Here is a 25,568-nt window from a genome sequence, read left to right on the forward strand (position 1 = left end):
ACGGCCGCGATGCCCGTTGGGGCGTCGCGGCCGTAGTGTTGTTTGAACAGTTTTCTCAGGACATGTCGTCGAGTCGAGGAAGGCCCCCATGGCGGTAGAGATCAAGACCCCGGACCAGATCGCGAAGATGCGCGAGGCGGGGCTGGTCGTCGCCGCCATCCACGCCGCCACCCGGGAGGCGGCCGTCCCCGGCGCCACCACCAAGGACCTGGACGACGTGGCCCGCAAGGTGCTGGCCGAGCACGGCGCCAAATCGAACTTCCTCGGGTACGGCGGCTTCCCCGCGACGATCTGCACCTCGGTGAACGAGGTCGTCGTCCATGGCATCCCGAGCTCGGAGACCGTCCTGAAGGACGGCGACATCATCTCGGTCGACGCCGGCGCGATCGTGGACGGCTGGCACGGCGACGCCGCCTTCACGGCCTTCGTGGGCACCGGGCACGCCCCGGAGCTGGTCGAGCTCTCCCGGGTGACCGAGGAGTCCATGTGGGCCGGCATCGCCGCCGTGAAGAACGGCAACCGGCTGGTGGACGTCTCCCGGGCCATCGAGACGTACATCCGCCGCCAGCCGCGTCCGGCGACCGGGAAGTACGGGATCATCGAGGACTACGGCGGGCACGGCATCGGCTCCGAGATGCACATGGACCCGCACCTGCTGAACTACGTCTCCCGCAAGCGGGGCCGCGGACCCAAGCTGGTCCCCGGCTTCTGTATCGCGATCGAGCCGATGGTCTCGCTCGGCACCCCCAGGACGCACGTCCTGGAGGACGACTGGACGGTCCTCACCGACGATCTGACCTGGTCATCGCACTGGGAGCACTCCGTTGCCCTGACGGAGCAGGGCCCGCTGGTCCTCACCGCGGTGGACGGCGGCAAGGCGAAGCTGGCGGAGCTGGGCGTCACGGCCGCTCCGGATCCGCTGGCTTAAGGATCACCGCGACCGGGCAAGCACCCCTGGATTAGTCTTTCCGGTTGCCCTGACGTAGACTGATGCGTCGGCTCTCGTGTATCGGCATGCCCGCGTTCGCGCGGGGGTACGAATCACGGAGTCGATCAAGGTAGCCGATTCGAAAGGCGAAGCGTGGCCAAGAAGCAAGGTGCCATCGAGATTGAGGGCACCGTGATCGAGTCTCTGCCGAACGCCATGTTCAAGGTGGAGCTCCAGAACGGTCACAAGGTCCTCGCGCACATCAGCGGCAAGATGCGGATGCACTACATCCGTATCCTTCCCGACGACCGGGTCGTGGTGGAGCTCTCTCCGTACGACCTGACGCGCGGACGGATCGTCTACCGCTACAAGTAGATCTTGCCCGCACCCCGTCCGCGGGGTGAAGGCACTGACCCGGAGAACCTCACATCCCATGAAGGTCAAGCCGAGCGTCAAGAAGATCTGCGACAAGTGCAAGGTGATCCGCCGCCACGGCCGGGTCATGGTCATCTGCGACAACCTGCGCCACAAGCAGCGCCAGGGCTGACGCACGCCGACCTGCACTCCGCAGTTCTTCGCGCGACGCAAGCGATATGTACATAAGCAGGACCCGTCCCTCTCTGTGATGGAGGGCGACACCCCCGGTCGGAGGCCGGGGACCCGGTCCGTACCACTGCCCCGTATCCGGGGCGGTCGGCGGTCGGGAGCGGTTCTGTGGAAGACCTCCGACGAACATCTGGAGCCATTCAATGGCACGCGTTTCCGGTGTTGACATCCCGCGCGACAAGCGCGTGGAGGTTGCACTCACCTACGTCTTCGGTATCGGCCGCACCCAGTCGCAGGCGACTCTCGCCGCGACCGGTGTGAACCCGAACACCCGCGTTCGTGACCTGGCCGAAGAGGACCTGGTCAAGATCCGCGAGTACGTGGACGCCAACCTCAAGACCGAGGGTGACCTCCGTCGCGAGATCCAGGCCGACATCCGCCGCAAGGTCGAGATCGGCTGCTACCAGGGTCTGCGCCACCGCCGTGGCCTGCCCGTCCACGGTCAGCGCACCAGCACGAACGCCCGTACCCGCAAGGGCCCGCGTCGCGCCATCGCCGGCAAGAAGAAGCCGGGCAAGAAGTAGTCCTCAGCGGACACTTGACCACGCGGTCTTCGCTGTAGGACCGACCACCTCCCTGTAGGAGTTATAGATGCCCCCCAAGGGTCGTCAGGGCGCTGCCAAGAAGGTGCGCCGCAAGGAAAAGAAGAACGTCGCTCACGGCCACGCGCACATCAAGAGCACGTTCAACAACACGATCGTGTCCATCACGGACCCGACCGGCAACGTGATCTCCTGGGCCTCCGCCGGCCACGTCGGCTTCAAGGGCTCGCGCAAGTCGACCCCGTTCGCCGCGCAGATGGCCGCCGAGTCGGCCGCGCGTCGCGCTCAGGAGCACGGCATGCGCAAGGTCGACGTCTTCGTCAAGGGCCCGGGCTCCGGTCGTGAGACCGCCATCCGTTCGCTCCAGGCGACCGGTCTCGAGGTCGGCTCCATCCAGGACGTCACCCCGACCCCGCACAACGGCTGCCGTCCGCCGAAGCGTCGCCGCGTCTGACGCTGCGCCGTTCGCACGGCTGCTGCCTTGAGAGTGTGGGCGGCACGGCTCTTCGGAGCCGTGCCGCCCGTACCCTTGTAGTACCTCAGGACATCAAATAGTGGGTGTCCATGACTGAAGGATTCATCGCATGCTGATCGCTCAGCGCCCCTCGCTGACCGAAGAGGTCGTCGACGAGTTCCGCTCGCGGTTCGTGATCGAGCCGCTGGAGCCGGGCTTCGGCTACACCCTCGGCAACTCCCTGCGCCGTACGCTCCTCTCCTCGATCCCGGGTGCGGCGGTCACGTCCATCCGCATCGACGGTGTCCTGCACGAGTTCACCACCGTGCCGGGCGTCAAGGAGGACGTCACCGACCTCATCCTCAACATCAAGCAGCTGGTCGTCTCCTCGGAGCACGACGAGCCGGTCGTGATGTACCTGCGCAAGCAGGGCCCGGGTCTGGTCACCGCCGCCGACATCGCCCCGCCGGCCGGCGTCGAGGTGCACAACCCCGACCTGGTCCTGGCGACCCTGAACGCCAAGGGCAAGCTGGAGATGGAGCTGACCGTCGAGCGCGGTCGCGGCTACGTCTCCGCCGTCCAGAACAAGCAGGTGGGCCAGGAGATCGGCCGTATCCCGGTCGACTCCATCTACTCGCCGGTCCTCAAGGTCACCTACAAGGTCGAGGCGACCCGTGTCGAGCAGCGCACCGACTTCGACAAGCTGATCGTCGACGTCGAGACCAAGCAGGCCATGCGCCCGCGCGACGCCATGGCGTCCGCCGGCAAGACCCTGGTCGAGCTGTTCGGTCTGGCCCGCGAGCTCAACATCGACGCCGAGGGCATCGACATGGGCCCGTCCCCGACGGACGCCGCCCTGGCCGCCGATCTGGCGCTGCCGATCGAGGAGCTCGAACTCACCGTTCGGTCCTACAACTGCCTCAAGCGCGAGGGCATCCACTCCGTGGGTGAGCTCGTCGCCCGCTCCGAGGCCGACCTGCTCGACATCCGCAACTTCGGTGCGAAGTCGATCGACGAGGTCAAGGCGAAGCTGGCCGGCATGGGCCTGGCGCTCAAGGACAGCCCGCCCGGATTCGACCCGACCGCCGCCGCCGACGCCTTTGGCGCCGACGACGACGCGGACGCCGGGTTCGTCGAGACCGAGCAGTACTAAGAGCTCGGGACCGACCACCGGTTCCTGGGTGTGGGTGCACTGTGCTTGATCGCACAGTTCCCCGCGCCCCTTCCGGAGCCCCTTCGGGGCGTTCCGGATCTCCGACAGGCGACCGCCTGCTCGGATACTGACCTCGGTACCTGATACGGCCGGGGCAGACCAAAGGAGAAACACCATGCCGCGTCCCACCAAGGGTGCCCGTCTGGGCGGCGGTGCCGCGCACGAGAAGCTGATGCTGGCGAACCTCGCCAAGTCGCTCTTCGAGCACGGCCGCATCACCACGACCGAGGCCAAGGCCCGCCGCCTGCGTCCGGTCGCCGAGCGCCTGATCACCAAGGCGAAGAAGGGCGACATCCACAACCGTCGCCAGGTGCTGCAGACGATCACCGACAAGGGCATCGTCCACACCCTCTTCACCGAGATCGCCCCGCGCTACGCCGAGCGTCCGGGTGGCTACACCCGTATCACCAAGATCGGTAACCGCCGTGGCGACAACGCGCCCATGGCCGTGATCGAGCTGGTCGAGGGCGAGATCGCCAAGAAGGCGACCGTCGCCGAGGCCGAGGCCGCCACCAAGCGTGCGGTCAAGGAGTCCGAGACGGCTGCCGCCGAGGCGCCGGCCGAGGAGTCCAAGGACGCCTGACGCATCCGGTGATGCGTGTGTGCACGGACGGGTCCGCTCCCTTTGCCGGGGGCGGGCCCGTCCCGCGTTTTTCTGAGAGGAACTCTGGGTGAGTGACGAGGTGGAGCCCGGCTTCGTCCGGGTGCGGCTGGACCTGTCGTACGACGGCAAGGACTTCTCCGGCTGGGCCAGGCAGCGTGAGGGACAGCGCACGGTGCAGGGGGAGCTGGAGGACGCGATCCGGACCGTGACGCGGTCCAAGGTGACGTACGAGCTGACGGTCGCCGGACGTACGGACGCCGGGGTGCACGCCCGCGGCCAGGTGGCCCACGTCGACCTGCCCGTCGAGGTGTGGGCGGAGCACGAGGACAAGCTGCTGCGCCGGCTCGCGGGCCGGCTGTCGCACGACGTCCGGGTGTGGCGGGTGGCGGAGGCGCCGGCCGGGTTCAACGCGCGGTTCTCCGCGGTCTGGCGGCGGTACGCGTACCGGGTGGTGGACCACCCGGCCGGGGTGGACCCGCTGCTGCGCGGGCACGTGCTGTGGCACGACTGGCCGCTGGACGTCGACGCGATGAACGCGGCGGCCGAACGCCTCGTCGGGGAGCACGACTTCGCCGCGTACTGCAAGAAGCGCGAGGGTGCCACGACCATCCGTACGCTCCAGCGGCTCGACTGGGAGCGGGACGCGGACGGAGTGATCACCGCGACCGTGAAGGCCGACGCCTTCTGCCACAACATGGTGCGGTCGCTGGTGGGCGCGCTGCTGTTCGTCGGGGACGGGCACCGGCCGGTGGACTGGCCGGGGAAGGTGCTGGCGGCCGGGGTGCGCGACTCGGCGGTGCACGTGGTGCGCCCGCACGGGCTGACCCTGGAGGAGGTCGGCTACCCGGCCGACTCGGAGCTCGCGGCCCGCAACCGGGAAGCGCGTAACAAGCGCACGCTCCCCGGCTCCTCCGGTTGCTGCTAGTCCGTCACTTCGCTTCGGCGGCCGGGCAGTTGACGGCCAGGTCGCTGTTGACGGTGAGGTAGGGGCGGACACCGCCGACGGTCGGGTAGATGTCCGTCTTGTTGCGGTCGACGATGTCGCCGACGATCCGGCCGATCCGCACCGGCTCGGCGTCGCCGGCCAGGCGCAGCGCCAGGTCCCAGATGGCGCCGTCGTCGCCGCGCGCCGCCTTGAGCTGGGAGTGGCGCAGGGTGAAACGGAAGGTCGTCGGGTCCATGACGGTGACCTCGGCCGAGATGTCGGCCGCGGTCTCCGAGCGCGGGGTGCCGATGACGAACGGCTTGGTGTCCTCGGTGAACGTGGTGCCGTACAGCCGGCCCTGGACCGTGAACGACGCCTCCGACTGACGGATCGTCAGCGCCTCGGCGTGGGCGGGGCGGTGCCAGGCGCGCAGCGCCAGGTACCCGTCCACGGTCGGGTAGGCGATCATCCAGGTGAACGGCGCGCCCGGCAGCGGCTCCAGGCCGAGCAGGTTCTTGCCCTCCGCGAGGTGGGAGACGACGCGGCGGCGCGCCTTGTCCTCGTCCCGGACGACGTGCAGGTCCCAACGGCCCTCGCCGAGCCGCAGTTTGGAGCGGTCCAGGACGGCGGTGTAGGGGGCTCCCGGGGTGGCGGGAGTGGCGAGGGGGACGCTGGCCGGCTTCCCCTCCTTGCGCCGGGTGACGGTCAGCGAGAGGTCGTCACCGGCCAGGCCCTTGCTGTCGACGGAGACGACGATGTTGCCGTCGGCGTCGACGCGGGTGGAGGCGGTCGCCTTCAGGGGCCGGCGCACTATCTCCTTGAGCGCCTCCGTGACCGGCTTGCGCGCAGGCTGGGCGACGGGGCGGCGGCGCAGCGGCCGGATGACCTTGCCGACGGTGCGGCGGAGGCTCTGGCCGAGCGGGACGGCCTTCTCGGGCGCGGGCGTGGCGGTGGACGTCCCGGGGGTGGTGTCGACGCCGAGGCTGCGGATCAGGTTCTCGTAGGCGTCGGCGATCTGCTCGGGGGAGTAGCGCTGGGACGAGACGCGGGCGGCGGCGCCCATGGTGCGGCGCAGGTCGTCGTCCCCGATGAGCTTGAGGAGGCCCTTGGCGATGCCCTCGCTGTCGCCGACGGGGACGAGGAGGCCGTCCTTGCCGTCGGTGATGATCTCGCCGGGGCCGTGCGGGCAGTCGGTGGCGACGACGGGGACGCCGCAGTTCATGGCCTCCACGATCGTCATGCCGAACGACTCCTCGCGGGAGGTGACGGCGGCGATGGAGCCCTTGGCCCACTCGGTCTCGATGGGCGAGTGGGCGCCCATGAGAGTGATCGTTTCCGTGAGGTCCAGACGCTCGATCTGGGCGCGGAGCTTGGCCAGTTCGGGGCCGCGGCCGTAGATGCGAAGGTTCCAGTCGGGGCGCTGGGCGTGCACGGTGGCCCAGGCGGCGACGAGCAGGTCGTAGCGCTTGACGGGGATGAGGCGGCCGGCGGCGACCACGAGCTTGGTGGCCGGGTCGGCGGGCTCGACCTCCGACGGCGGGCAGCCGTTGGGGATGCAGATGATCTTCGTCTTGACGTCGGGGAACTGCTCGCGGTGGGTGCGGGCGTCCGCCTCGGAGACGGTGGTGTGCGCGTCCAGGTGTGGGATGGCGCGGTCCTGCGCGGCGCGGATGTTCGGCTCGTGGGTGCCGTAGATCCGGTGCTCCTGGCCGATCTTCAGATAGCGGCTCTCCCCGAAGCCGGCCAGGTACATCACCAGGCCGGGCCGGGTGGCGACGACGACGTCGGCGTCCGTCTCGGCGAGGTGTTCGGCCACGCGGCGGTCGGTGAGGGCGCTGAAGTGGGCGCCCTTCGCCTCCTTGGGCGGGATGTAGGCGCTGTCCTGCGACAGAAGCGGGTCGTCGCGGTCGGCTCCGTGGTCCTCGCGGGTGTCGATGAGGTTGACCAGCTTGACCTTGGGGTGCAGGGGCAGCCGGGGGACCTTGCCGGTCCTGAGCGTCGACACGATCTCCACGTCGTGCCGGGCGGCGAGCGCACTGGCGACGTTGAACGTGGAGCGGATGGTGCCGCCGATGCCGTACGCGTTCTGCAACAGGAAAGAGATCTTCATGGCGGTGTGTGCGCGACGCGCTTCTGCCGCCGCGTCCGTCCTTCCCCCTGGCCTGGGTATCGGGGTCCGTCCCCTGCCGGACCGGCCCGTGAACGGCCGGTCTGTACCGGATGAGACTGCTGGCATGGGGTTCGGTTGCCTGCGCAGCCTACATTGTGGCCTCTGTCACGTCGTGGACGGCGGCGGGCCGGTCCCGTCCGGGGGCGAACCGGGGGCGCGCGAGGGGCGGGGAGGGCGTTCGCCGGGCCGTGCGCCGCCGCGAAGGACGGCCTTCCGGGGGACGGTTCGCCGTTGTGTTCGTGATGTGACGATTCCGTGGATGAATCACGGTGCTATTACCCGCATTCTGAGGTCACATGATCTTGATGTCCCGCTGGGGACCCGAGGGCCGGTACGACCGCCGGAGCCGGGTGTGGGACGCGGGGGCCGGGGGGCCGTCGGTGTGGCGCGACGGGCAGGCCCCGAACGACTGGGAGGGTGGGGGACGTGAAGGCGAGAGTGGCGGCCGCGGTGTGCGTGGCCGTGATGCTGGGGACGCTGGGATCCACGACCGGCTGTGCCGGGGGCCGGGGGGACCGCGAGGCCGACGGCAAGAGCGCGACCGGGACCGCGGCCGGGAGTGCTGTCACACGGAGCGGGGCCCCCGGACCCGGTGAGCCCGCGGAGCCGGAGGAGACCGAGGGGCCGGCGGTGACCGGCGACGACCGTGGGACCCCGCGCCTCCGCGGCGTCGAGCTGGGCAAGGACGAGGTGCCCGGGCTGGTGATCGAGCAGGCGCAGCCGGGTACGGCGGGCCGCGGGATGCCCGTCGCCGACAGCCCGGAGTGCCGCCCCCTGGCCGTCGCGCTCGGCTCACGGCCGCAGCCGCAGCCGCTGGGTTCCGTGGTGACCACCTTCGCCGGTGAGCAGGACGGCCCCGACGAGGGCCTGCTCGGCACCGTCCGGGTCGCCGAGTACCGGCCCGGCGACGCGGTGGACACCTTCCGGAGCCTGGAGGAGGCGGCGGAGGACTGCGCGGGCGGCTTCGGGATGCGCACCGGCGAGGGCGAGCGGCAGATGTTCGACGCGGTGGAGAGCGTGCCGGCGCCCCGGCTGGGCGACGAGGCCGCGGCGTACCGGCTGACCAACGCGGTGGAGGAGGCGCCCACGCTGATCACCGTCGTGCGGTCGGGCGACGTGCTCTCCATGTTCTTCGCCACCAGCCTCGGGGACCCGCAGCAGACGGAGATCCCCGAGCGGCTGGTCACGGCGCAGGTGCGGAAGGTCGAGGCGGCGGCCCGGCCGGAGGGGGCCGGGCCGGAGCGGCCCGAGGCCCAGGAGGTCCAGGAGGCTGACGGGGTCCGAGGGCCTCATGAGGCTGATGAGGCGGCGGAGGCGCAGGAGGGGAGCGAGGGCTGAGTCGCGGGGCGGTCAGTGGGTGACCGACGACGAGGCCGCGGCCGCCGCTGCCGCCCGTCCGCGGGCGAGGACCCGTCCGAAGGCGTACGTCGAGATGTCCCGCCCTGCGGCGAGCGCCTTGGTGTCGTCCCTGGTGACCGGCTTGTTGTCGGCGTACCCCGCGACCGTGAAGTACGCGTAGCGCCCCTCCGCGTTGGCGGTCAGCCGGCAGGCCGTGGCCCGGCAGAAGGGCGCGGCGCCGTCGCCCGGCAGCGCGGTGACGTTGCCGGTCGACTGTGCCTTCGCCTTGTCGGCCGCGGCCTTGGTGTCGAAGACGGCGACGCCGACCGTGACGGCCACCCCGTCGCGCACGTAGGTGGCGCGCAGCACCTGGCGGCAGCCGTTGGCGGCGAGGACGGATCCGAGGCCGCCCTGGGTGACGGAGGCGCAGTCCGGGGTGGCCGCCGTGGCCGTCCGCTCGTACGTCCGGCCGGACGGCACCGCCCTGCTGTCGGGGAACAGTGTCTCCGTGGACAGCGGCGCCTTGTCCTTCTCCGCGCTGGATATGAAGTCCCGCGGGTCCTGCGGGGAGGGCGGGGCCACCGGGGCGAAGGTGGGCTCGGGTGTCCCGGGGGAGCCGGACGGCGCGGAGGCATGGGAGGTGTTCTGCTTGCCGCCCCCGTCGCCCCCGTCCGAGCGCACGATCGCGGTGGCCACGATCGCGGCCACCCCGGCGGCGGCCAGCGCCCCGCCGCCGATCATCAGCAGCTTGCGCCGCCGGCCCCGCGCCGCCGTGTCGTCGGCGAGCGCCGCCCAGTCCGGCGTACCGCCGGGCGGCGATCCCGGCCCCCACGGCCCCTGCCCGCCCGGCTCCCCCTGGGCCCCGTGCGGCCCCCCCTGCCCAAAGCTCATGGGGCGCATCGTAGACCGGGCGACGGGACGTGTCGCCCTGCGCGACGGGTCGGGTGGCCGGACGCTGCGGGGCGGTGGCCGGGTGCTTCGGGGGCCGGTGGCCGGGCGCGGCCCGGCGCCGGGAATCCGGGGCCGGGCGCCGCCCCGTAAACCGGTTGGTGGGGGCCGGGAAAGCCGGGACAATCGCGGCATGGGTCATGTCGAGGTCGCACACGTCGAGTACTACCTGCCCGATGGGCGGCCGTTGCTCGGGGACGTGTCCTTCCGGGTCGGCGAGGGCGCGGCCGTCGCGCTGGTGGGGGCGAACGGGGCGGGCAAGACGACGTTGCTGCGGCTGATCGCGGGGGAGCTGCAGCCGCACGGGGGGTCGGTCACGATCGGTGGCGGGCTCGGGGTGATGCCGCAGTTCGTGGGGTCGGTACGGGACGAGCGGACCGTCCGGGACCTGCTGGTCTCGGTCTCCCAGCCGCGCATCCGGGCGGCGGCGGAGGCCGTCGACGCGGCCGAGCACCGCATCATGACCGTGGACGACGAGGCCGCGCAGATGACGTACGCGCAGGCGCTGAGCGACTGGGCGGAGGCGCGCGGCTACGAGGCCGAGACGCTGTGGGACATCTGCACGACGGCGGCGCTGGGGGTCCCGTACGAGAAGGCCCAGTGGCGCCAGGTGCGCACACTTTCCGGCGGTGAGCAGAAGCGGCTGGTCCTGGAGGCGCTGCTGCGCGGCTCGGACGAGGTGCTGCTCCTGGACGAGCCGGACAACTACCTGGACGTACCGGGTAAGCGGTGGCTGGAGGAGCGGCTGAAGGAGACCCGCAAGACGGTCCTCTTCGTCTCGCACGACCGCGAGCTGCTCGCGGGGGCCGCCGAGAAGATCGTGGCCGTGGAGCCGGGTCCTGCGGGCTCCGACGTATGGGTGCACGGCGGCGGCTTCGGTACGTTCCACGAGGCGCGGCGCGAGCGTTTCGCGCGCTTCGAGGAGCTCAAGCGCCGCTGGGAGGAGAAGCACGCCCAGCTGAAGAAGCTGGTGGTCAACCTGCGGCAGGCCGCCTCGATCAGCCATGAGATGGCCTCGCGCTACGCAGCGGCCCAGACCCGGCTGCGCAAGTTCGAGGAGGCGGGGCCGCCGCCCGAGCCGCCGCGCGAGCAGGACATCAGGATGCGGCTGCGCGGCGGGCGCACCGGGGTGCGGGCCGTGACCTGCGAGAACCTGGAGCTGACGGGCCTGATGAAGCCGTTCGGCCTGGAGGTCTTCTACGGGGAGCGGGTCGCCGTCCTCGGCTCCAACGGGTCGGGGAAGTCACACTTCCTGCGGCTGCTCGCGGGCGAGGACGTCGCCCATACGGGGATGTGGAAGCTCGGCGCGCGCGTGGTCCCGGGGCACTTCGCGCAGACCCACGCCCACCCCGAGCTGCTGGGCCGCACGCTTGTCGACATCCTGTGGACCGAGCACGCCAAGGACCGGGGCGGGGCGATGTCGGCGCTGCGCCGCTACGAGCTGGAGCGCCAGGGCGACCAGCCGTTCGAGAAGCTCTCCGGGGGGCAGCAGGCGCGCTTCCAGATCCTGCTGCTGGAGCTCGCGGGCACCACGGCCCTGCTGCTGGACGAGCCGACGGACAACCTGGACCTGGAGAGCGCGGAGGCACTGCAGGAGGGGCTGGAGGCGTACGAGGGGACCGTGCTCGCCGTCACACACGACCGCTGGTTCGCGCGTTCGTTCGACCGTTTCCTGGTCTTCGGGGCGGACGGGCGGGTGCGGGAGGTCGCGGAGCCGGTGTGGGGCGAGGGGCGGGTGGCCCGGGCGCGATAGGGGCGGACGGTGGCCCGGGTGCGTGGCCCGGGTACGTGGCTCGGCCACCGGTGGGACCATGTGTTTTGACCCCATGGGTACACGCCCGGTACTCTACGAGTTCGTTATGCGTATTGGCTTGGTCGTTCTCACGCGAGGGGCCCTTACGCTTGTCCGCCAGGCCGATCGCCGGCGGCCGGCACACGGGTTGCGTCCCCGTTGTGCGGCCAAGCCCGCGTGATCGTCCATGCGGACCGTGTCAGGACCCACACTCACTGAAGAAGCGAAGGCTACGACCGTGCGTACGTTCAGCCCCAAGCCCGGCGATGTCCAGCGCCAGTGGCACATCATCGACGCGCAGGACGTCGTCCTGGGCCGTCTGGCCTCGACGGCCGCATCCCTGCTGCGCGGCAAGCACAAGCCTGTGTACGCGCCGCACATGGACATGGGTGACTTCGTCGTCATCATCAACGCCGACAAGGTGCACCTGTCCGGCAACAAGAAGACCCAGAAGATGGCCTACCGCCACTCCGGGTTCCCGGGCGGTCTGCGCGCCGTGCGCTACGACGAGCTGCTCGACAAGAACCCCGAGAAGGCCGTCGAGAAGGCGATCAAGGGCATGCTGCCCAAGAACTCCCTCGGCCGTCAGATGCTCACCAAGCTGAAGGTGTACTCGGGCGACCAGCACCCGCACGCCGCCCAGCAGCCGGTGCCGTTCGAGATCACCCAGGTCAAGCAGGGCTAAGTCCCGGCCACCGCCGAACCAGAAAGTCTGAGGAGAATCGTGGCTGAGACCACCGCCGAGATGCCGGTCGAGGGCGTCGAGGAGTACACCACCGAGACCGAGGTCGTTGAGTCGGAGTACACCTCCGAGTCCCTCGCGTCCCGCTTCGGCGACCCGCAGCCGGCCGCCGGCCTGGGCCGTCGCAAGAACGCCATTGCCCGCGTCCGGATCGTTCCGGGCTCCGGCAAGTGGAAGATCAACGGTCGCACCCTTGAGGACTACTTCCCCAACAAGGTGCACCAGCAGGAAGTCAACGAGCCCTTCAAGGTGCTCGAGCTCGACGACCGCTACGACGTCATCGCCCGTATCTCGGGTGGCGGCGTCTCCGGCCAGGCCGGCGCCCTGCGCCTCGGCGTGGCCCGTGCGCTCAACGAGGCGGACGTGGACAACAACCGCGGCCCGCTGAAGAAGGCCGGCTTCCTCAAGCGCGACGACCGTGCGGTCGAGCGCAAGAAGGCCGGTCTGAAGAAGGCCCGCAAGGCTCCGCAGTACAGCAAGCGCTAATCCGGCGGTTCGCTGCTCTGCTCGAACGCCCCGGCGGCACGATCCGTGCTGCCGGGGCGTTCGGCTATTGGCCACCCGGGGCGGGTACCCCGTATACCTGGAAGACTCTTCGGATACCTGGCGGCAACGCCCCGGCCCAGGGCTCGACACCTCAAGTACACAGGGGCTCCCTCCCGGGCCCCGCACTCCCGCGTTATTCGGAGGACACCAGTGGGACGACTCTTCGGTACGGACGGTGTGCGCGGCGTCGCCAACGCCGACCTGACGGCCGAGCTGGCGCTCGGTCTGTCGGTCGCTGCGGCGCATGTGCTCGCCGAAGCGGGGACGTTCGAGGGCCATCGCCCGGTGGCGGTGGTCGGCCGTGATCCGCGCGCGTCCGGGGAGTTCCTGGAGGCCGCCGTGGTGGCCGGGCTGGCCAGCGCGGGCGTGGACGTGCTGCGCGTCGGCGTGCTGCCGACGCCCGCCGTCGCGTACCTCACCGGGGCGCTCGGCGCCGACCTGGGCGTCATGCTCTCCGCCAGCCACAACGCGATGCCGGACAACGGCATCAAGTTCTTCGCCCGCGGCGGTCACAAGCTCGCGGACGAGCTGGAGGACCGGATCGAGCGGACGTACCGCGCCCACTCCACCGGCGAGCCCTGGGACCGGCCCACCGGTGCCGGCGTCGGCCGCGTCCGCGACTACGACCAGGGCTTCGACAACTACGTCGCCCACCTGATCGGCGTGCTGCCGAACCGCCTCGACGGCCTCAAGGTCGTCATCGACGGCGCCCACGGTGCCGCCTCCCGCGTCTCCCCCGAGGCGTTCTCCCGGGCCGGCGCCGAGGTGATCACCATCGGCACCGAGCCCGACGGCCTCAACATCAACCACGAGTGCGGCTCCACCCACCTGGACAAGCTGCGCGCCGCCGTCGTCGAGCACGCCGCCGACCTCGGGGTCGCCCACGACGGCGACGCGGACCGCTGCCTGGCCGTCGACGCGACCGGCGCCGAGGTCGACGGCGACCAGATCCTCGCCGTCCTCGCCCTCGCCATGCGCGAGGCGGGCTCCCTGCGCAAGAACACCGTCGTCGCCACCGTGATGTCCAACCTGGGCTTCAAGCTGGCCATGGAGCGCGAGGGCGTCGAGCTCGTCCAGACCGCGGTCGGCGACCGCTACGTCCTGGAGGAGATGAAGGCCAACGGCTTCGCCCTCGGCGGCGAGCAGTCCGGCCACGTCATCGTCCTCGACCACGCCACCACCGGCGACGGCACGCTCACCGGCCTGATGCTGGCCGCGCGCGTCGCGGCCACCGGGCGGCCGCTGCGCGAGCTGGCCGGGGTGATGGAGCGGCTGCCGCAGGTGCTCATCAATGTCCGGGACGTGGACAAGACGCGGGTCGGGTCGTCGCAGGAGCTCGCGGAGGCCGTTACGGATGCGGAGCGGGAGCTCGGCGCTACGGGGCGGGTGCTGCTGCGGTCGTCTGGGACCGAGCCGCTGGTGCGGGTGATGGTGGAGGCTGCGGATATTGAGCAGGCTCGGGCTGTGGCTCAGCGGCTGGCGGATGTGGTGAAGTCGGCGCTGGGGTAGGCGGCGCCGGTCGGGGCGGGATGGGGGTTGCCCCTGTCCCTCCCCCAGAGGGGGCACCCCCACTTCCCGTTTCTTGCGGGGGCTGCGCCCCCGCCCCCCCCGAGCGCGCCTGCGGCGCGCGTCCTCAAACGCCGGACGGGCTGGAGGGCCTGCGCGCGCTGTCCTCAAGCGCCGGACGGGCCGGGGCGCCTTCGGGTCCAGAACCACTTCTGCGCCAGCAGCGTCAGCGTTCCCGCGGCCACGATGCCCAGGAGGTTCAGCGCCAGTTGGACCGCCGAGCCGCGGGTCTCCGTCCAGTTGCCGTAGGAGAGGGCCACGGCCGCGTTGGCGGCGGCCGGGACCGTGGTGACGGAGATCGCCACGCCGATGAGGGCGCCCGACTTGGCGGAGGTCAGGGAGAGGATCCCGGCGGCGCCGGCCAGGAACGCCACGACGAACGAGAAGGCGTCCGGCTGCCAGATGAACGAGGTCTGCGGCCGGCCCGCGAGGAACCGCGCCTCGTGGAAGAGGCCGAGCGAGTCCATCAGCAGGCTGAAGCCGCCGGTGACGGCCATCGCCACCGGGAACCCCACCAGCAGCGCCGCGAGCGACTGCCGGGCCAGCCGCGGCGCGCGGCGCACGATCGCCGTGCAGAGCCCGGCCAGCGGGCCGAACTCCGGGCCCACGGCCATCGCGCCCACGATGAGGATGGCGCTGTCGATGATCACGCCGCAGGCGGCGAGCATGGTCGCGAGGGTGAGGAAGGCGAGGAAGGTGAAGGTCAGGGTGGACTCCTCGTGGGTCTCCTCGACCAGTGACTCCCAGACGATCGCGTCCGCGCCCTCGCCGGGCGCCGCCTCCTCCGCGGCGTCGGCCCGCCGGGAGAGCGTCAGGCCCACGTCGTCGACGGAGACGGCGCCCCACTCGGGCACGCCCACCGCGCGCAGCGCCTCCAGCAGTTCGTCGGCGGCCTCCCGGGCCACGTCGCACAGCACGAGGTCGCCCCTCGGATCGCGGGCGGCGTCGGTCAGGACGGCGAGGTGGGTGGTGCCGGTGACGCCCTCGACGAGGGCGACGACCTCGTCGGTGCGGTCGGCGGGGGTGATCATCCGTACGTGCAGCATGGGGCTCCCCGGGGGTCAGAGCTTGCGCAGCGAGAGCCGCTGGACGGTGTGGTCCGGGCCCTTGCGGAGGATCAGGTTGGACCGTCCGCGGGTCGGGGCCACGTTCTCCAGGAGGTTGGGCTTGTTGATGGTCCGCCAGTTGCGGCGGGCGAAGGCCAGGGCCTCCTCCTCGGAGACCTGGGTGTAGCGGCGGAAGTAGGAGTCGGGGTCGTGGAAGGCGGTCTCGCGGAGCTTCTTGAACCGTGAGTAGTACCAGCGCTCGATGTCCTCGGCCCGGGCGTCCACGTAGATGCTGAAGTCGAAGAAGTCGGCGAGGCCGACGCGGGTCCGGCCGTCGCGGCCGGGCAGGGCGGGCTGGAGGACGTTGAGGCCCTCGATGATGAGGATGTCCGGGCGGTGCACGGTCAGCCGCTCGTCGGGGACGATGTCGTAGATCAGGTGGGAGTAGACGGGCGCGGACACCTCGTCCTTCCCGGCCTTCACGTCGGCGACGAAGCGCGTCAGCGCCCGCCGGTCGTACGACTCGGGGAAACCTTTCCTCGACATCAGGCCGCGCCGCTGGAGCTCCGCGTTGGGCAGCAGGAAGCCGTCCGTGGTCACCCGCTCGACGCGCGGGTGCTCGGGCCAGCGGGCGAGCAGGGCGCGCAGCAGCCGGGCGGTGGTCGACTTGCCGACGGCGACGCTGCCGGCGACGCCGATGACGAAGGGCGTGCCGCGCTGGGCGCCCTTCTCGCCGAGGAAGGTGTTGAGGGCGCCGCGCAGCCGCCCGCTGGCGCCCACGTAGAGGTTGAGCAGCCGGGAGAGCGGCAGGTAGACGTCGCGGACCTCGTCGAGGTCGATGACGTCCCCGAGCCCGCGCAGGCGCTCGACCTCCTCCGCGGTGAGGGGGAGGGGGGTGTTCTCGCGCAGGGCGCTCCACTCGGCGCGGGTCAGGTCGACGAAGAGCGACGACTGGTGCGCTGAGGAGGGAGCCGCGCGGCGTCGGTGCGGCGGCTGCTCTGAGGTGGTCGGCACGGGGCCCATTGTGCGGGGGAGGTGCCAGGCGATCACTGCGGGGTGTGGGGTTCGGGCGTATCGGTGGGATTTGCGGGGCACCCGTAGGGGACCGCGCGGCGCACGGGGGTGAAGTTCCGGCGCGGGCCCTGTACCTACTCACGGGTCAGGAATACGGTCCCACCTTCGGCCGCCCCGGCATCCTGCGAGGAACCCCCCGTGTTCGTTCTCCGGCTCGTGCTCAGGCTCATCCGCAAGACCGTCCACCGTGTCGTGCGCCCGCGCGCCGGCGCGTCCGGCGCCCGCCCGGGGGTGCCCGAGGCGGGGGATGCCTTCGCCGACCTCGTGCGCTCCGAGCTCTGCGACGAGCTGCCCGACGAGGACCTGGGCCAGGACCTGGGGGACTGCATCGACCAGTACCACCTGGGCAGCAAGCCGCGCTGTGAGGAGGTCGAGTACCTGGAGCTGGTCCAGGACGCCATCGACCGCATCGAGCGCGGCCGTTGACCGGCGGGCGGTGACGCCGGGGCCGTACGCTGCACTCCATGTGCGGAATCGTGGGTTATGTGGGAGGGCAGTCCGCCCTCGACGTCGTCCTGGCCGGGCTGCGGCGGCTGGAGTACCGCGGCTACGACTCGGCCGGGGTCGCGGTGCTGGCCGACGGCGGGCTCGCCGCGGCCAAGAAGGCGGGCAAGCTCGCCAATCTGGAGAAGGAGCTCGCCGGCCGGCCGCTGCCGTCCGGGACCACCGGCATCGGCCACACCCGCTGGGCCACCCACGGCGGCCCCACCGACGCCAACGCCCACCCCCACCTGGACAACCCGGGCCGCGTCGCCGTCGTCCACAACGGCATCATCGAGAACTTCGCCGTCCTGCGCGCCGAGCTCACCGACCGCGGCCATGCGCTGTCCTCCGAGACGGACACCGAGGTCGTCTCGCACCTGCTCTCCGAGTCCTTCTCCTCCTGCGGCGACCTCGCCGAGGCCATGCGGCAGGTCTGCCGCCGGCTGGAGGGCGCGTTCACGCTGGTCGCGGTGCACGCCGATGATCCCGACACGGTGGTGGGCGCCCGCCGCAACTCCCCGCTGGTGGTGGGCGTCGGCGACGGCGAGGCGTTCCTCGCGTCCGATGTCGCCGCCTTCATCGCCCACACCCGCGAGGCCGTCGAGCTGGGCCAGGACCAGGTCGTCGAACTGCGCCGGGACGCCGTGACCGTCACCGACTTCGACGGCGCCCCGGCCGACGTCCGGACGTACCACGTGGACTGGGACGCGTCCGCCGCCGAGAAGGGCGGCTACGACTACTTCATGCTCAAGGAGATCGCCGAGCAGCCGAAGGCCGTCGCCGACACCCTGCTGGGGCGCATCGACGCCTCGGGGTCGCTCACGCTGGACGAGGTCCGGATCCCGGCGTCGGTGCTGCGCGAGGTCGACAAGGTGGTGATCGTCGCGTGCGGGACGGCGTACCACGCCGGGATGATCGCCAAGTACGCCATCGAGCACTGGACGCGGATCCCCTGCGAGACCGAGCTGGCCAGCGAGTTCCGCTACCGCGACCCGATCCTCGACCAGCGCACGCTGGTGATCGCCATCTCCCAGTCCGGCGAGACGATGGACACGCTGATGGCCCTGCGGCACGCCCGCGAGCAGGGCGCGAAGGTGCTCGCCATCTGCAACACCAACGGCTCGACGATCCCGCGGGAGTCGGACGCCGTGCTGTACACCCACGCCGGGCCGGAGGTCGCCGTCGCCTCGACCAAGGCGTTCCTGACCCAGCTGGTGGCCTGCTACCTGGTCGCCCTCTACCTGGGCCAGGTGCGCGGGACGAAGTGGGGCGACGAGATCCAGTCGGTGATCCGCGAGCTGGACGGCATCGGGGACCAGGTCGAGGAGGTCCTGGAGACCATGGAGCCGGTGCGCGAGCTGGCGCGCTCGCTCGCCGGCAAGAACACCGTCCTCTTCCTCGGGCGGCACGTCGGCTACCCGGTGGCCCTGGAGGGCGCGCTCAAGCTCAAGGAGCTCGCCTATATGCACGCCGAGGGCTTCGCGGCCGGTGAGCTCAAGCACGGTCCGATCGCGCTGATCGAGAAGGACCTGCCGGTCGTGGTCGTCGTCCCGTCGCCGCGCGGCCGGTCCGTCCTGCACGACAAGATCGTCTCCAATATCCAGGAGATCCGGGCCCGCGGCGCCCGCACCATCGTGATCGCCGAGCGCGGCGACGAGGCGGTGCGGCCGTACGCCGACCACCTCGTCGAGATCCCGGCCACCCCGGTGCTGCTCCAGCCGCTCGTCGCCACCGTGCCGCTGCAGGTCTTCGCCTGCGAGCTGGCCACGGCCCGCGGCAACGAGGTGGACCAGCCGCGCAACCTGGCGAAGTCGGTGACCGTCGAATGATCGTCGGAGTGGGCATCGACGTCGCCGAGATCGACCGCTTCGACGCGGCCCTGCGGCGCACCCCCGGGATGGCCGGACGGCTCTTCGTCGAGCGGGAGTTGTACCTGCCCGGCGGCGAGCGGCGCGGCATCGCCTCCCTCGCCGCCCGCTTCGCCGCCAAGGAGGCCCTGGCCAAGGCCCTGGGCGCGCCGCCCGGCCTGCTCTGGACGGACGCCGAGGTGACCACCGGCGAGCACGGCCGCCCGGGGCTCACCGTCTCCGGGACCGTCGCGGCGCGGGCCGAGCTGCTGGGGGTGCGGTCCTGGCACGTCTCGCTCAGCCATGACGCGGGGGTGGCGTCGGCGGTGGTGATCGCGGAGGCGTAGCCCCGGCTTTCCGGTGCTCCGGTTCTCCGTTGCTCCGGCTCTCCGGCTTCGGTGTGATCTTGGCGCTGGCGGCCGGTGGTGGGTGTCGGGCACGATGCCGGGCATGGCAGACGCTACCCACATCACCCACATCGCGGCCCCCGAAGGGGTCGCCCCCGCCGGCGGCTACAGCCACGTCGTGACCGGGACCGGCCGGCTGGTCGCGATCTCGGGGCAGGTCGCGCTCGACGCGGACGGCCAGGTCGTCGGCGCGGGCGACATCGGAGCCCAGACGCGGCAGGTGTTCGAGAACCTGCGGCGGTGTCTTGTCGCGGCGGGCGCGACCTTCGACGACGTCGTCAAGCTCACGTACTTCCTGACGGATGTGGCGCATCTGCCGGTGATCCGGGGGGTGCGGGACGAGTTCGTGGATGCGGGGCGGTTGCCGGCGAGTTCTGCGGTGCAGGTGGTGGCGTTGTTCCGGCCGGAGTTGCTGATCGAGGTGGAGGCGTTCGCGGTGGTGCGGGGGTGACCCTTCGGGCGGGGTGCCCCGGGCCCGCCCCTTCCCGTTTCCCGGGGAGGGCCCCGGACCCCCTGCAAAAGCGGCTTCGCCGCTTTGTCCTCAAACGCCGGACGGGCTGAATCAGCCCGTCCGGCGTTTGAGGACAGCGCGCGCAGCGCGCTTCTGGGGGTGCGGGGGCTTGCCCCCGCAAGAAACGGTGAAAGGGCGGGCCAGGGGCACCCCACCCGATCCGCGCGTTCCCTCCCGCTCCCCATCTTCCCCGCGTATGGTCGGCGTTGGGGCTGGCGCGTGGGAAAGGGACGGATGTGCATCCCGCAAAGGAACGCATCGCGGCGGTGTTCGGACGCGGTCAGGGCAGTGGCTACCTGCTCACCCCCCGGGTGGTGCTCACCGCCGCCCATGTGGTGGGTGACTGCGAGGCGCCGCGGGTGATCGTCCCGGGTGGGGTGGGGCAGGTGTCCTGCCGGGTGGTGTGGGCGCGGGACGACAACCGGCGGTGCGATGCCGCGCTGCTGGTCGCGGAGCGCGACATCGTCCCGGAAGAGGTGGGGCTCGCGTTCGAACCGCTGGTGTGGGGGCGGGCGTACGACCTGCGGGCCTGGGCCGGGGCGCAGGCCATCGGGTTTCCGCAGATCCAGCGGGACGGGCTCGGCGAGCTCGACACCGAGCAGCTGCTCGGCACGCTGAAGCCGGGGAGCAATCTGCTGAGCGGCCGGCATGTTCTCGACTGCGAACACGGGGCGCCGGCGCCGGAGGGCGACGGCGGCTCGCCCTGGGCCGGGATGTCCGGGGCGGCCGTCTTCGTGGACGGGCTGCTCGCGGGCGTGGTGTGCGCCGATCCGGCCGGCTGGCGGCACGGCCGGCTGACGGTGACCCCGTCGGCGACGCTCTGGGCGGACTTCCGGTTCCTGAGCGACTGCCTGCTGGCCGGGCACAAGCCGGAGTCGCGGTCGCTGGCCTCGCCCCGGCAGCTGGAGACCGAGGAGTTCGAACGGCGGCTGCGCGACTACGTCGTGGAGAAGTCGGGCGAGCTGACGATCATCGGGCTGACCCTCTCCGACGGCGAGGCGGAGACCTGGCCGCTCGACACCGCGTACCTCAGCCTGGAGCTCGTCGGCCCGGCGGGGGACGCGCGCCGCGACGGGTTCGGGCTCCGGGCGGCCGTCGAGCCGCCCGACCGCTCCGAGCCGTCGCCCCGCCGCGCGGAGGAGGCGCTGGCCGGGCTCCGGCGGGTGCTGCTGCGGGGCGCGGCGGGCTCGGGCAAGACGACGCTGCTCCAGTGGCTGGCCACGGTCACCGCCCGCGGCGATCTCCCGCCGGGGCTCGGCCACTTGAGCGGCTGCTTACCGCTGATGCTGCCGCTGCGGACCCTCACCCGCGGGGGCGCGCTGCCGCAGCCGGAGGAGTTCCTGGCGGCGGCGGCCAAGCCGCTGGCCGGGCTGCCGGCCGCGCAGGGCTGGGTGACCCGCCGACTGGTCGAGGGCACGGTGCTGCTGCTGATCGACGGGGTGGACGAGGTCCCCGAGGCGGACCGCCGGCGCACCCTGATCTGGGTGAAGGACCTGCTGGCCGCCTATCCCGAGGCGCGCTACGTGATCACGACCCGGCCGTCCGCGGTCCGGGAGGGCTGGCTCGCCGACGCCGGCTTCAGCGAGCTGGAACTGCTGCCGATGGGCCGCGGTGACGTCCTCGCCTTCATCGACCGCTGGCACACGGCCGCCGGGCAGGAGCGGGACGAGCGGCTGCGCACGTTCCGGGACGCGCTGGCCGCGGCCGTCGTCACCAAACGGGACCTCGGCCGGCTGGCCACCAACCCGCTGATGTGCGCGATGATCTGCGCCCTCAACCGGTCCCGACGTGGCTATCTCCCGCACGGCAGAATGGAGTTGTACCGCGCCGCCCTGGACCTGCTGCTGATCCGCCGGGACCGCGAGCGCGACATCGCGGTCGGTCCGGAGGGGCCCGAGCTGGAGCAGGCCCAGCCCGCCCTGCTCCAGAAGATCGCGTACTGGCTGATCCGCAACGGCCGTTCGCAGATCGAGTGGCACAAGGCCGTCGAGATCCTGGAGCGGGCGCTGCCCGCCATGCCCGCCGTCGCCGCGCGCGGCAGCGCCGAGGAGATCCTGCGCCACCTGGTGCTGCGCAGCGGCCTGCTGCGGCAGCCCACGACCGAAAGCCTGGACTTCATCCACCGCACCTTCCAGGACTTCCTGGGGGCCCAGGCCGCCGTGGACGACTGGGATTTCGACCTCCTGGTCAACAACGCCCACGACGACCAGTGGGAGGACGTCCTGCGGATGGCGGTCGGCCACGCCCCGCCGCGCGCCCGCGGCGAGCTGCTGCGGATGCTGCTGGACCGCGGCGAACGCGAGGAGCACCACCGGCACCGGCTGCGGCTGCTCGCCGCGGCCTGCCTGGAGCACGCGACGGAGATCGCCCCGGACGTCCGGGACCTGGTCGAACGGGCCGCCGCCGAGCTGGTGCCCCCGCGCGACACGGAGGCGGCGAAGGCCCTCGCGGACGCGGGCGAGGTCGTCCTCGACCTGCTGCCCGGCCCGGAGGGGCTGAGCGACGAGGTCGCGCACGCGGTGGCCGTCACCGCGACGGCGGTCGCCGACGACCGGGCGATCCCACTGCTGGCGCGCTACGCCACGCACCCGTTCCGCCAGGTCAGGGCCCAGCTCGCCTGGTCCTGGGACAACTTCGACACCGAGCACTACGCGGAGGAGGTGATCGGCCGGCTGGCGTACGACGACGGGCTGGCGTTCGTCGCGAAGAGCGTCGCCCACCTGCGGGCGCTCGCCCGGCTGGGCGGGCGGCCCGAGGTGTGGTGCCGGGGGCTGTGGCGGGGCGAGGACCTGCGGGAGGTGGTGACGCCGGCCCTGCGGGACCTGTCGATCCGGGAGAGCCCGGAGGAGGTCGACCTCCGCGTCCTCCGCGACTGCCCGCCCCTGAGATCCCTGCGGATCGCCGACACCCGGCGCGTCGCCCACCTGGCGACGGTGCCGACCGGAGCGCTGGAGCGGCTGCGGCTCTCCCTCCGGGAGCGCCCGGACGGGATGGAGCGGCTGCCCGGCATGGTGCGGCTGCGCTCGCTCCACCTCGACTGGCTCCAGTCGGAGGGCGACACCCCCGCCCTGCGGCTGCCGCCCGGCCTCGACGAGCTGATCCTGGGCCGCTGGGCCTCGGCCTGGGAACCGGACGCCATCCGCCTGGAGGACCACCCCGGCCTGCGCCGGCTCTCCTTCGAGTACTCCCTCTTCCCCGCCGACGCGCGGTCCGCCCTCGCCACGCTCCGGGGCCTGCACACCCTGAGCATCATGGGCGAGGACCCGAAGTTCCTCGAACACGCCGAGCCCCTGCCCCAGGTCCGCCACCTCTCCCTGGGCCTGGAGGCCCTCTCCGGCCTCTCCCACCTGCCGTCCGCCTACCCCTGCCTCAAGGTGCTCACCCTCCACTCCCCCGAGGGCACGCCCGAGGTCATGGACCTGGCCTTCCTGCGCGACCTGCGGGGCGTCGAGGTGTACATCAAGCACTCGGGGCCGCTGGCCAACGCGCATTTGCTGACGGGGTATCAGGAGACAATGCGGGGGCGGTTCCTGACGTATCGGGGGGAGTGAGGCGGGAGTCGTCCGGTCCTCGTCAGCGGCCGACGTCGAGTACCCGGACCGTCTGGCCTGCCCAGCGGCCGGGGGCCGCGGTGGCGACGAAGGCGCCGTTCGGGCGGTCGGCGGTCGGCTGCGCCGCGTGCTGTGTGTGAGCCATGGCCCAAGTGCTGCCTCGGGCGACAGCCAGGGCAGCCGGCAGATCCAGATCCAGTACGACGATGGCGGGAAGGGCGGCGATGTGCTCGGCGGTGCCAGGGCGAGCGCGGTCGGCTTCCACGAGTGCGCATGTCGGTGCGTACACGTACCACCCTTGCTCTGCGCTCGCCCGGTGGATCAGCCGCGACGTCATGATGTTGCCTTGGCCGGCGGCGACCATGGCGGTGTCGTCGAGCACGACGTGCACGTGATCGCTCACTTGGCGGCCTCGGCGAGGCGGCGGTCCAGTTCCAGGTCGAGCTGTGCTTCTTCCTCGGGGGTCGGGTCGTAACCGTTCCACGCCTTCAGCAATTGGCTGGTGCGTGCGGCTTGTTCGGCCCGTTCTGCAGGCGTGAGGAGGCTGTCGGCGAGGCGCGCGAGGTAGGCGCGCAAGGACATGCCTTCTGCTGCGGCGACCTCGGCGAATCGATCACGCGCCTCGGCGGGGATGCGGATATTGGCGTCAGCCATGATGAGATGTCCCTTCACGTGCTTGAGGGTACGGGTGCGTACCCGTATCTTGCCCGGGATAACGAGAGAATCACCCGAAGGGGAGATTCGGATGTGTCGGACAACGGTGGACCATCAGCGACCGTCTGCCAAGAGCGTGTATTGACGCCGGAGTCGGACCCCAGGAAGCCACCGCCATCACCCCGCCGTCACGTCCCCCCACACCCCCCGCAGCTCCTCCGCCACCCCCATCGCCGTGAGCGGTGCCTCGCCCAGTTCGCGCGCCGCCAGGCCGTGGAGGTACGCCCCCGCAGTCGCGGCGTCGCGCCCGGGGAGGCCCGCGGCGAGGAGGGAGCCGGTGAGGCCGCTGAGGACGTCGCCGCTGCCGGCGGTGGCGAGCCAGGCGGTGCCGGTGGGGTTGACGCGGACGGGGGTGTCGCCGGGGGAGGCGATCACGGTGGTGGAGCCCTTGAGGAGGGCGGTGGCGCCGTAGCGCTCGGCCAGGGCGCGGACGGCGGCGAGGCGGGCGCCCTCGACCTCCTCGCGGGCGATGCCGAGGAGGGCGGCGGCCTCGCCGGCGTGCGGGGTGAGGACGGTCTCGGCGCGGCGGGAGCGGATGTCGGCGGGGGAGAGGAGGCGGAGGCCGTCGGCGTCCACCAGGACGGGGACGTCGGAGGACAGGACGTCGTCGAGGGCCCGCCGGGCCTCCGTGCCGTCGCCCAGGCCGGGGCCGACGACCCAGGCCTGGACGCGGCCGGCGTCGGCCGGGCGGCCGGAGGAGACCAGGGTCTCGGGGAAGCGGGCGATCACCGCGTCGGCCCCGGGCCCGGCGTAGCGCACCGCGCCGGCGCCGCCGTGCAGCGCGCCCGCGACGCAGATCACGGCCGCGCCCGGGTAGCGGGCCGACCCGGCGACGACGCCGACGACGCCCCGCCGGTACTTGTCGCTCTCCGCCGACGGGCGGGGCAGCAGCCGGGCCACGTCCGCGTGCTGGAGCGCCTCGACGTCCGGCCGGTCGGGCAGCCGCGGCCCGAGCCCGATGTCGACCAGGCGCAGCGCGCCGGCGTGCTCGCGGGCGGGGTCGACCAGCAGGCCGGGCTTGTACGTGCCGAAGGTGACCGTCGCGTCGGCGCGCACCGCGTCGCCGCGCACCTCGCCGGTGTCGGCGTCGACGCCGCTGGGCAGGTCCACGGCGACGACCAGGGCGCCCTCCGCCGCGCGCACCAGCGGCAGTGCCTCCGGGCGGAGGCCGCCCTTCCCGCCGATGCCGACGATGCCGTCCAGGACGAGGGCGGCGCGTCCGACGGCCCGGAGGCCCGCCGGGCCGGAGTCCACCGTGCGCCCCCCGGCGGCGAGCAGCGCCCGTACGCCGCCCGCGTGCGCCCGCTCCGGCGTGAGGAGCACGGCGGTCACGCCGGCGCCGCGCCGGGCGAGGCGGGCGCCGGCGTACAGGGCGTCACCGCCGTTGTCGCCGCTGCCGACCAGGAGCGCGACGCGCGCCCCCGACACCCGGCCCAGCAGGCCGGCGCAGGCGGCGGCGAGTCCGGCGGCGGCCCGTTGCATCAGGGCGCCTTCGGGGAGTTCGGCCATGAGGGCGCGCTCGGCGGCCCGTACGGTGTCCACGCGGAAGCCGGTTCTCATG

25 protein-coding genes are annotated in these 25,568 nt (G+C 72.1%); 18 read left to right on the top strand and 7 right to left on the bottom strand.

Annotation, left to right across the window (positions count from 1 at the left end):
- Positions 1-88 precede the first annotated feature (88 nt).
- From map to truA, 8 genes are all read left to right on the top strand, one after another.
- Positions 89-928, top strand: coding sequence for a type I methionyl aminopeptidase (map, locus tag HN013_RS24375; RefSeq protein WP_171169738.1), 840 nt, complete (start codon positions 89-91; stop codon positions 926-928).
- 153 nt (positions 929-1,081) lie between these two features.
- Positions 1,082-1,303, top strand: coding sequence for a translation initiation factor IF-1 (infA, locus tag HN013_RS24380; protein ID WP_003956442.1), 222 nt, complete (start codon positions 1,082-1,084; stop codon positions 1,301-1,303).
- Positions 1,304-1,361: 58 nt separating this feature from the next.
- Positions 1,362-1,475 carry a 50S ribosomal protein L36 gene (gene rpmJ / locus HN013_RS24385; RefSeq protein ID WP_003956441.1) on the top strand — a complete coding sequence of 38 codons (114 nt, stop codon included), beginning with the start codon at positions 1,362-1,364 and terminating at the stop codon, positions 1,473-1,475.
- A 202-nt stretch (positions 1,476-1,677) separates the two neighbouring features.
- On the top strand, positions 1,678-2,058 hold the full coding sequence (gene rpsM / locus HN013_RS24390) for a 30S ribosomal protein S13 (protein WP_171169740.1): 381 nt from the start codon (positions 1,678-1,680) through the stop codon (positions 2,056-2,058).
- A gap of 67 nt (positions 2,059-2,125) precedes the next feature.
- Complete coding sequence (rpsK, locus tag HN013_RS24395) at positions 2,126-2,530, top strand: 30S ribosomal protein S11 (RefSeq protein WP_003948617.1); 405 nt, start codon at positions 2,126-2,128, stop codon at positions 2,528-2,530.
- Positions 2,531-2,660: 130 nt separating this feature from the next.
- The gene (locus HN013_RS24400; protein WP_004946635.1) at positions 2,661-3,683 is read left to right on the top strand and encodes a DNA-directed RNA polymerase subunit alpha; all 1,023 of its coding nucleotides are present in this window, start codon (positions 2,661-2,663) and stop codon (positions 3,681-3,683) included.
- Between the two features lie 175 nt (positions 3,684-3,858).
- A complete protein-coding gene (rplQ, locus tag HN013_RS24405; RefSeq protein WP_171169742.1) occupies positions 3,859-4,326 on the top strand; it encodes a 50S ribosomal protein L17 in 468 nt (155 codons plus the stop codon).
- Between the two features lie 88 nt (positions 4,327-4,414).
- A complete protein-coding gene (gene truA / locus HN013_RS24410; RefSeq protein WP_171169744.1) occupies positions 4,415-5,272 on the top strand; it encodes a tRNA pseudouridine(38-40) synthase TruA in 858 nt (285 codons plus the stop codon).
- A gap of 4 nt (positions 5,273-5,276) precedes the next feature.
- Here truA and HN013_RS24415 read toward each other — a convergent pair whose 3' ends face one another.
- Positions 5,277-7,382, bottom strand: coding sequence for a glycosyltransferase (locus tag HN013_RS24415; protein WP_171169746.1), 2,106 nt, complete (start codon positions 7,380-7,382; stop codon positions 5,277-5,279).
- Between the two features lie 486 nt (positions 7,383-7,868).
- Here HN013_RS24415 and HN013_RS24420 point away from each other — a divergent pair, with 486 nt between their 5' ends.
- Positions 7,869-8,780 (top strand): hypothetical protein, encoded by a 912-nt coding sequence (locus tag HN013_RS24420; RefSeq protein ID WP_171169748.1) that lies wholly within the window; start codon positions 7,869-7,871, stop codon positions 8,778-8,780.
- Positions 8,781-8,792: 12 nt separating this feature from the next.
- Here the strand turns inward: HN013_RS24420 and HN013_RS24425 are convergent, their stop codons facing one another.
- Entirely contained in the window at positions 8,793-9,671 is an 879-nt protein-coding gene (locus HN013_RS24425; protein ID WP_249375340.1) for a hypothetical protein, read from the bottom strand.
- A 190-nt stretch (positions 9,672-9,861) separates the two neighbouring features.
- Between HN013_RS24425 and HN013_RS24430 the strand changes: the two genes are divergently transcribed.
- The 4 genes from HN013_RS24430 to glmM all read left to right on the top strand — a co-directional run bounded on the left by HN013_RS24430 (position 9,862) and on the right by glmM (position 14,317).
- Positions 9,862-11,481, top strand: a complete 1,620-nt coding sequence (locus tag HN013_RS24430; protein WP_171169752.1) for an ABC-F family ATP-binding cassette domain-containing protein — start codon at positions 9,862-9,864, stop codon at positions 11,479-11,481.
- A gap of 277 nt (positions 11,482-11,758) precedes the next feature.
- Complete coding sequence (gene rplM, locus HN013_RS24435; RefSeq protein ID WP_171169754.1) at positions 11,759-12,205, top strand: 50S ribosomal protein L13; 447 nt, start codon at positions 11,759-11,761, stop codon at positions 12,203-12,205.
- A 39-nt stretch (positions 12,206-12,244) separates the two neighbouring features.
- Complete coding sequence (rpsI, locus tag HN013_RS24440) at positions 12,245-12,748, top strand: 30S ribosomal protein S9 (RefSeq protein ID WP_004951313.1); 504 nt, start codon at positions 12,245-12,247, stop codon at positions 12,746-12,748.
- Between the two features lie 210 nt (positions 12,749-12,958).
- Positions 12,959-14,317, top strand: coding sequence for a phosphoglucosamine mutase (gene glmM / locus HN013_RS24445; protein WP_171169756.1), 1,359 nt, complete (start codon positions 12,959-12,961; stop codon positions 14,315-14,317).
- Between the two features lie 164 nt (positions 14,318-14,481).
- On the opposite strand, the gene HN013_RS24450 is transcribed toward glmM, so the two are convergent.
- Positions 14,482-15,420: a DUF389 domain-containing protein gene (locus HN013_RS24450; protein WP_171169757.1), complete on the bottom strand. Its 939-nt coding sequence runs from the start codon at positions 15,418-15,420 to the stop codon at positions 14,482-14,484.
- Between the two features lie 15 nt (positions 15,421-15,435).
- Positions 15,436-16,443, bottom strand: coding sequence for a type I pantothenate kinase (gene coaA, locus HN013_RS24455; RefSeq protein WP_249375342.1), 1,008 nt, complete (start codon positions 16,441-16,443; stop codon positions 15,436-15,438).
- Between the two features lie 189 nt (positions 16,444-16,632).
- Between coaA and HN013_RS33230 the strand changes: the two genes are divergently transcribed.
- The 5 genes from HN013_RS33230 (at position 16,633) to HN013_RS24480 (ending at position 23,293) form a co-directional block, all read left to right on the top strand.
- Positions 16,633-16,920, top strand: coding sequence for a hypothetical protein (locus tag HN013_RS33230; protein WP_171169713.1), 288 nt, complete (start codon positions 16,633-16,635; stop codon positions 16,918-16,920).
- 38 nt (positions 16,921-16,958) lie between these two features.
- Positions 16,959-18,806 carry a glutamine--fructose-6-phosphate transaminase (isomerizing) gene (gene glmS, locus HN013_RS24465; protein ID WP_171169761.1) on the top strand — a complete coding sequence of 616 codons (1,848 nt, stop codon included), beginning with the start codon at positions 16,959-16,961 and terminating at the stop codon, positions 18,804-18,806.
- On the top strand, positions 18,803-19,171 hold the full coding sequence (locus tag HN013_RS24470) for a holo-ACP synthase (RefSeq protein ID WP_171169763.1): 369 nt from the start codon (positions 18,803-18,805) through the stop codon (positions 19,169-19,171). Before glmS ends, HN013_RS24470 begins: the two co-directional genes overlap by 4 nt.
- Before the next feature lie 103 nt (positions 19,172-19,274).
- Positions 19,275-19,682, top strand: a complete 408-nt coding sequence (locus tag HN013_RS24475; RefSeq protein ID WP_398980653.1) for a RidA family protein — start codon at positions 19,275-19,277, stop codon at positions 19,680-19,682.
- A gap of 296 nt (positions 19,683-19,978) precedes the next feature.
- Entirely contained in the window at positions 19,979-23,293 is a 3,315-nt protein-coding gene (locus HN013_RS24480) for a serine protease (protein WP_171169765.1), read from the top strand.
- Between the two features lie 22 nt (positions 23,294-23,315).
- Here the strand turns inward: HN013_RS24480 and HN013_RS24485 are convergent, their stop codons facing one another.
- The 3 genes from HN013_RS24485 to HN013_RS24495 form a co-directional block, all read right to left on the bottom strand.
- Positions 23,316-23,696 carry a hypothetical protein gene (locus tag HN013_RS24485; protein WP_171169767.1) on the bottom strand — a complete coding sequence of 127 codons (381 nt, stop codon included), beginning with the start codon at positions 23,694-23,696 and terminating at the stop codon, positions 23,316-23,318.
- Positions 23,693-23,947, bottom strand: coding sequence for an Arc family DNA-binding protein (locus tag HN013_RS24490; protein ID WP_171169849.1), 255 nt, complete (start codon positions 23,945-23,947; stop codon positions 23,693-23,695). The genes HN013_RS24485 and HN013_RS24490 overlap by 4 nt, the downstream gene beginning before the upstream one ends.
- Before the next feature lie 177 nt (positions 23,948-24,124).
- Positions 24,125-25,567, bottom strand: coding sequence for an NAD(P)H-hydrate dehydratase (locus HN013_RS24495; protein ID WP_171169769.1), 1,443 nt, complete (start codon positions 25,565-25,567; stop codon positions 24,125-24,127).
- Between the last annotated feature and the right edge of the window lies 1 nt (position 25,568).

It is taken from the genome of Streptomyces sp. I05A-00742 (genome assembly GCF_013055795.1).
Taxonomy (GTDB): domain Bacteria; phylum Actinomycetota; class Actinomycetes; order Streptomycetales; family Streptomycetaceae; genus Streptomyces.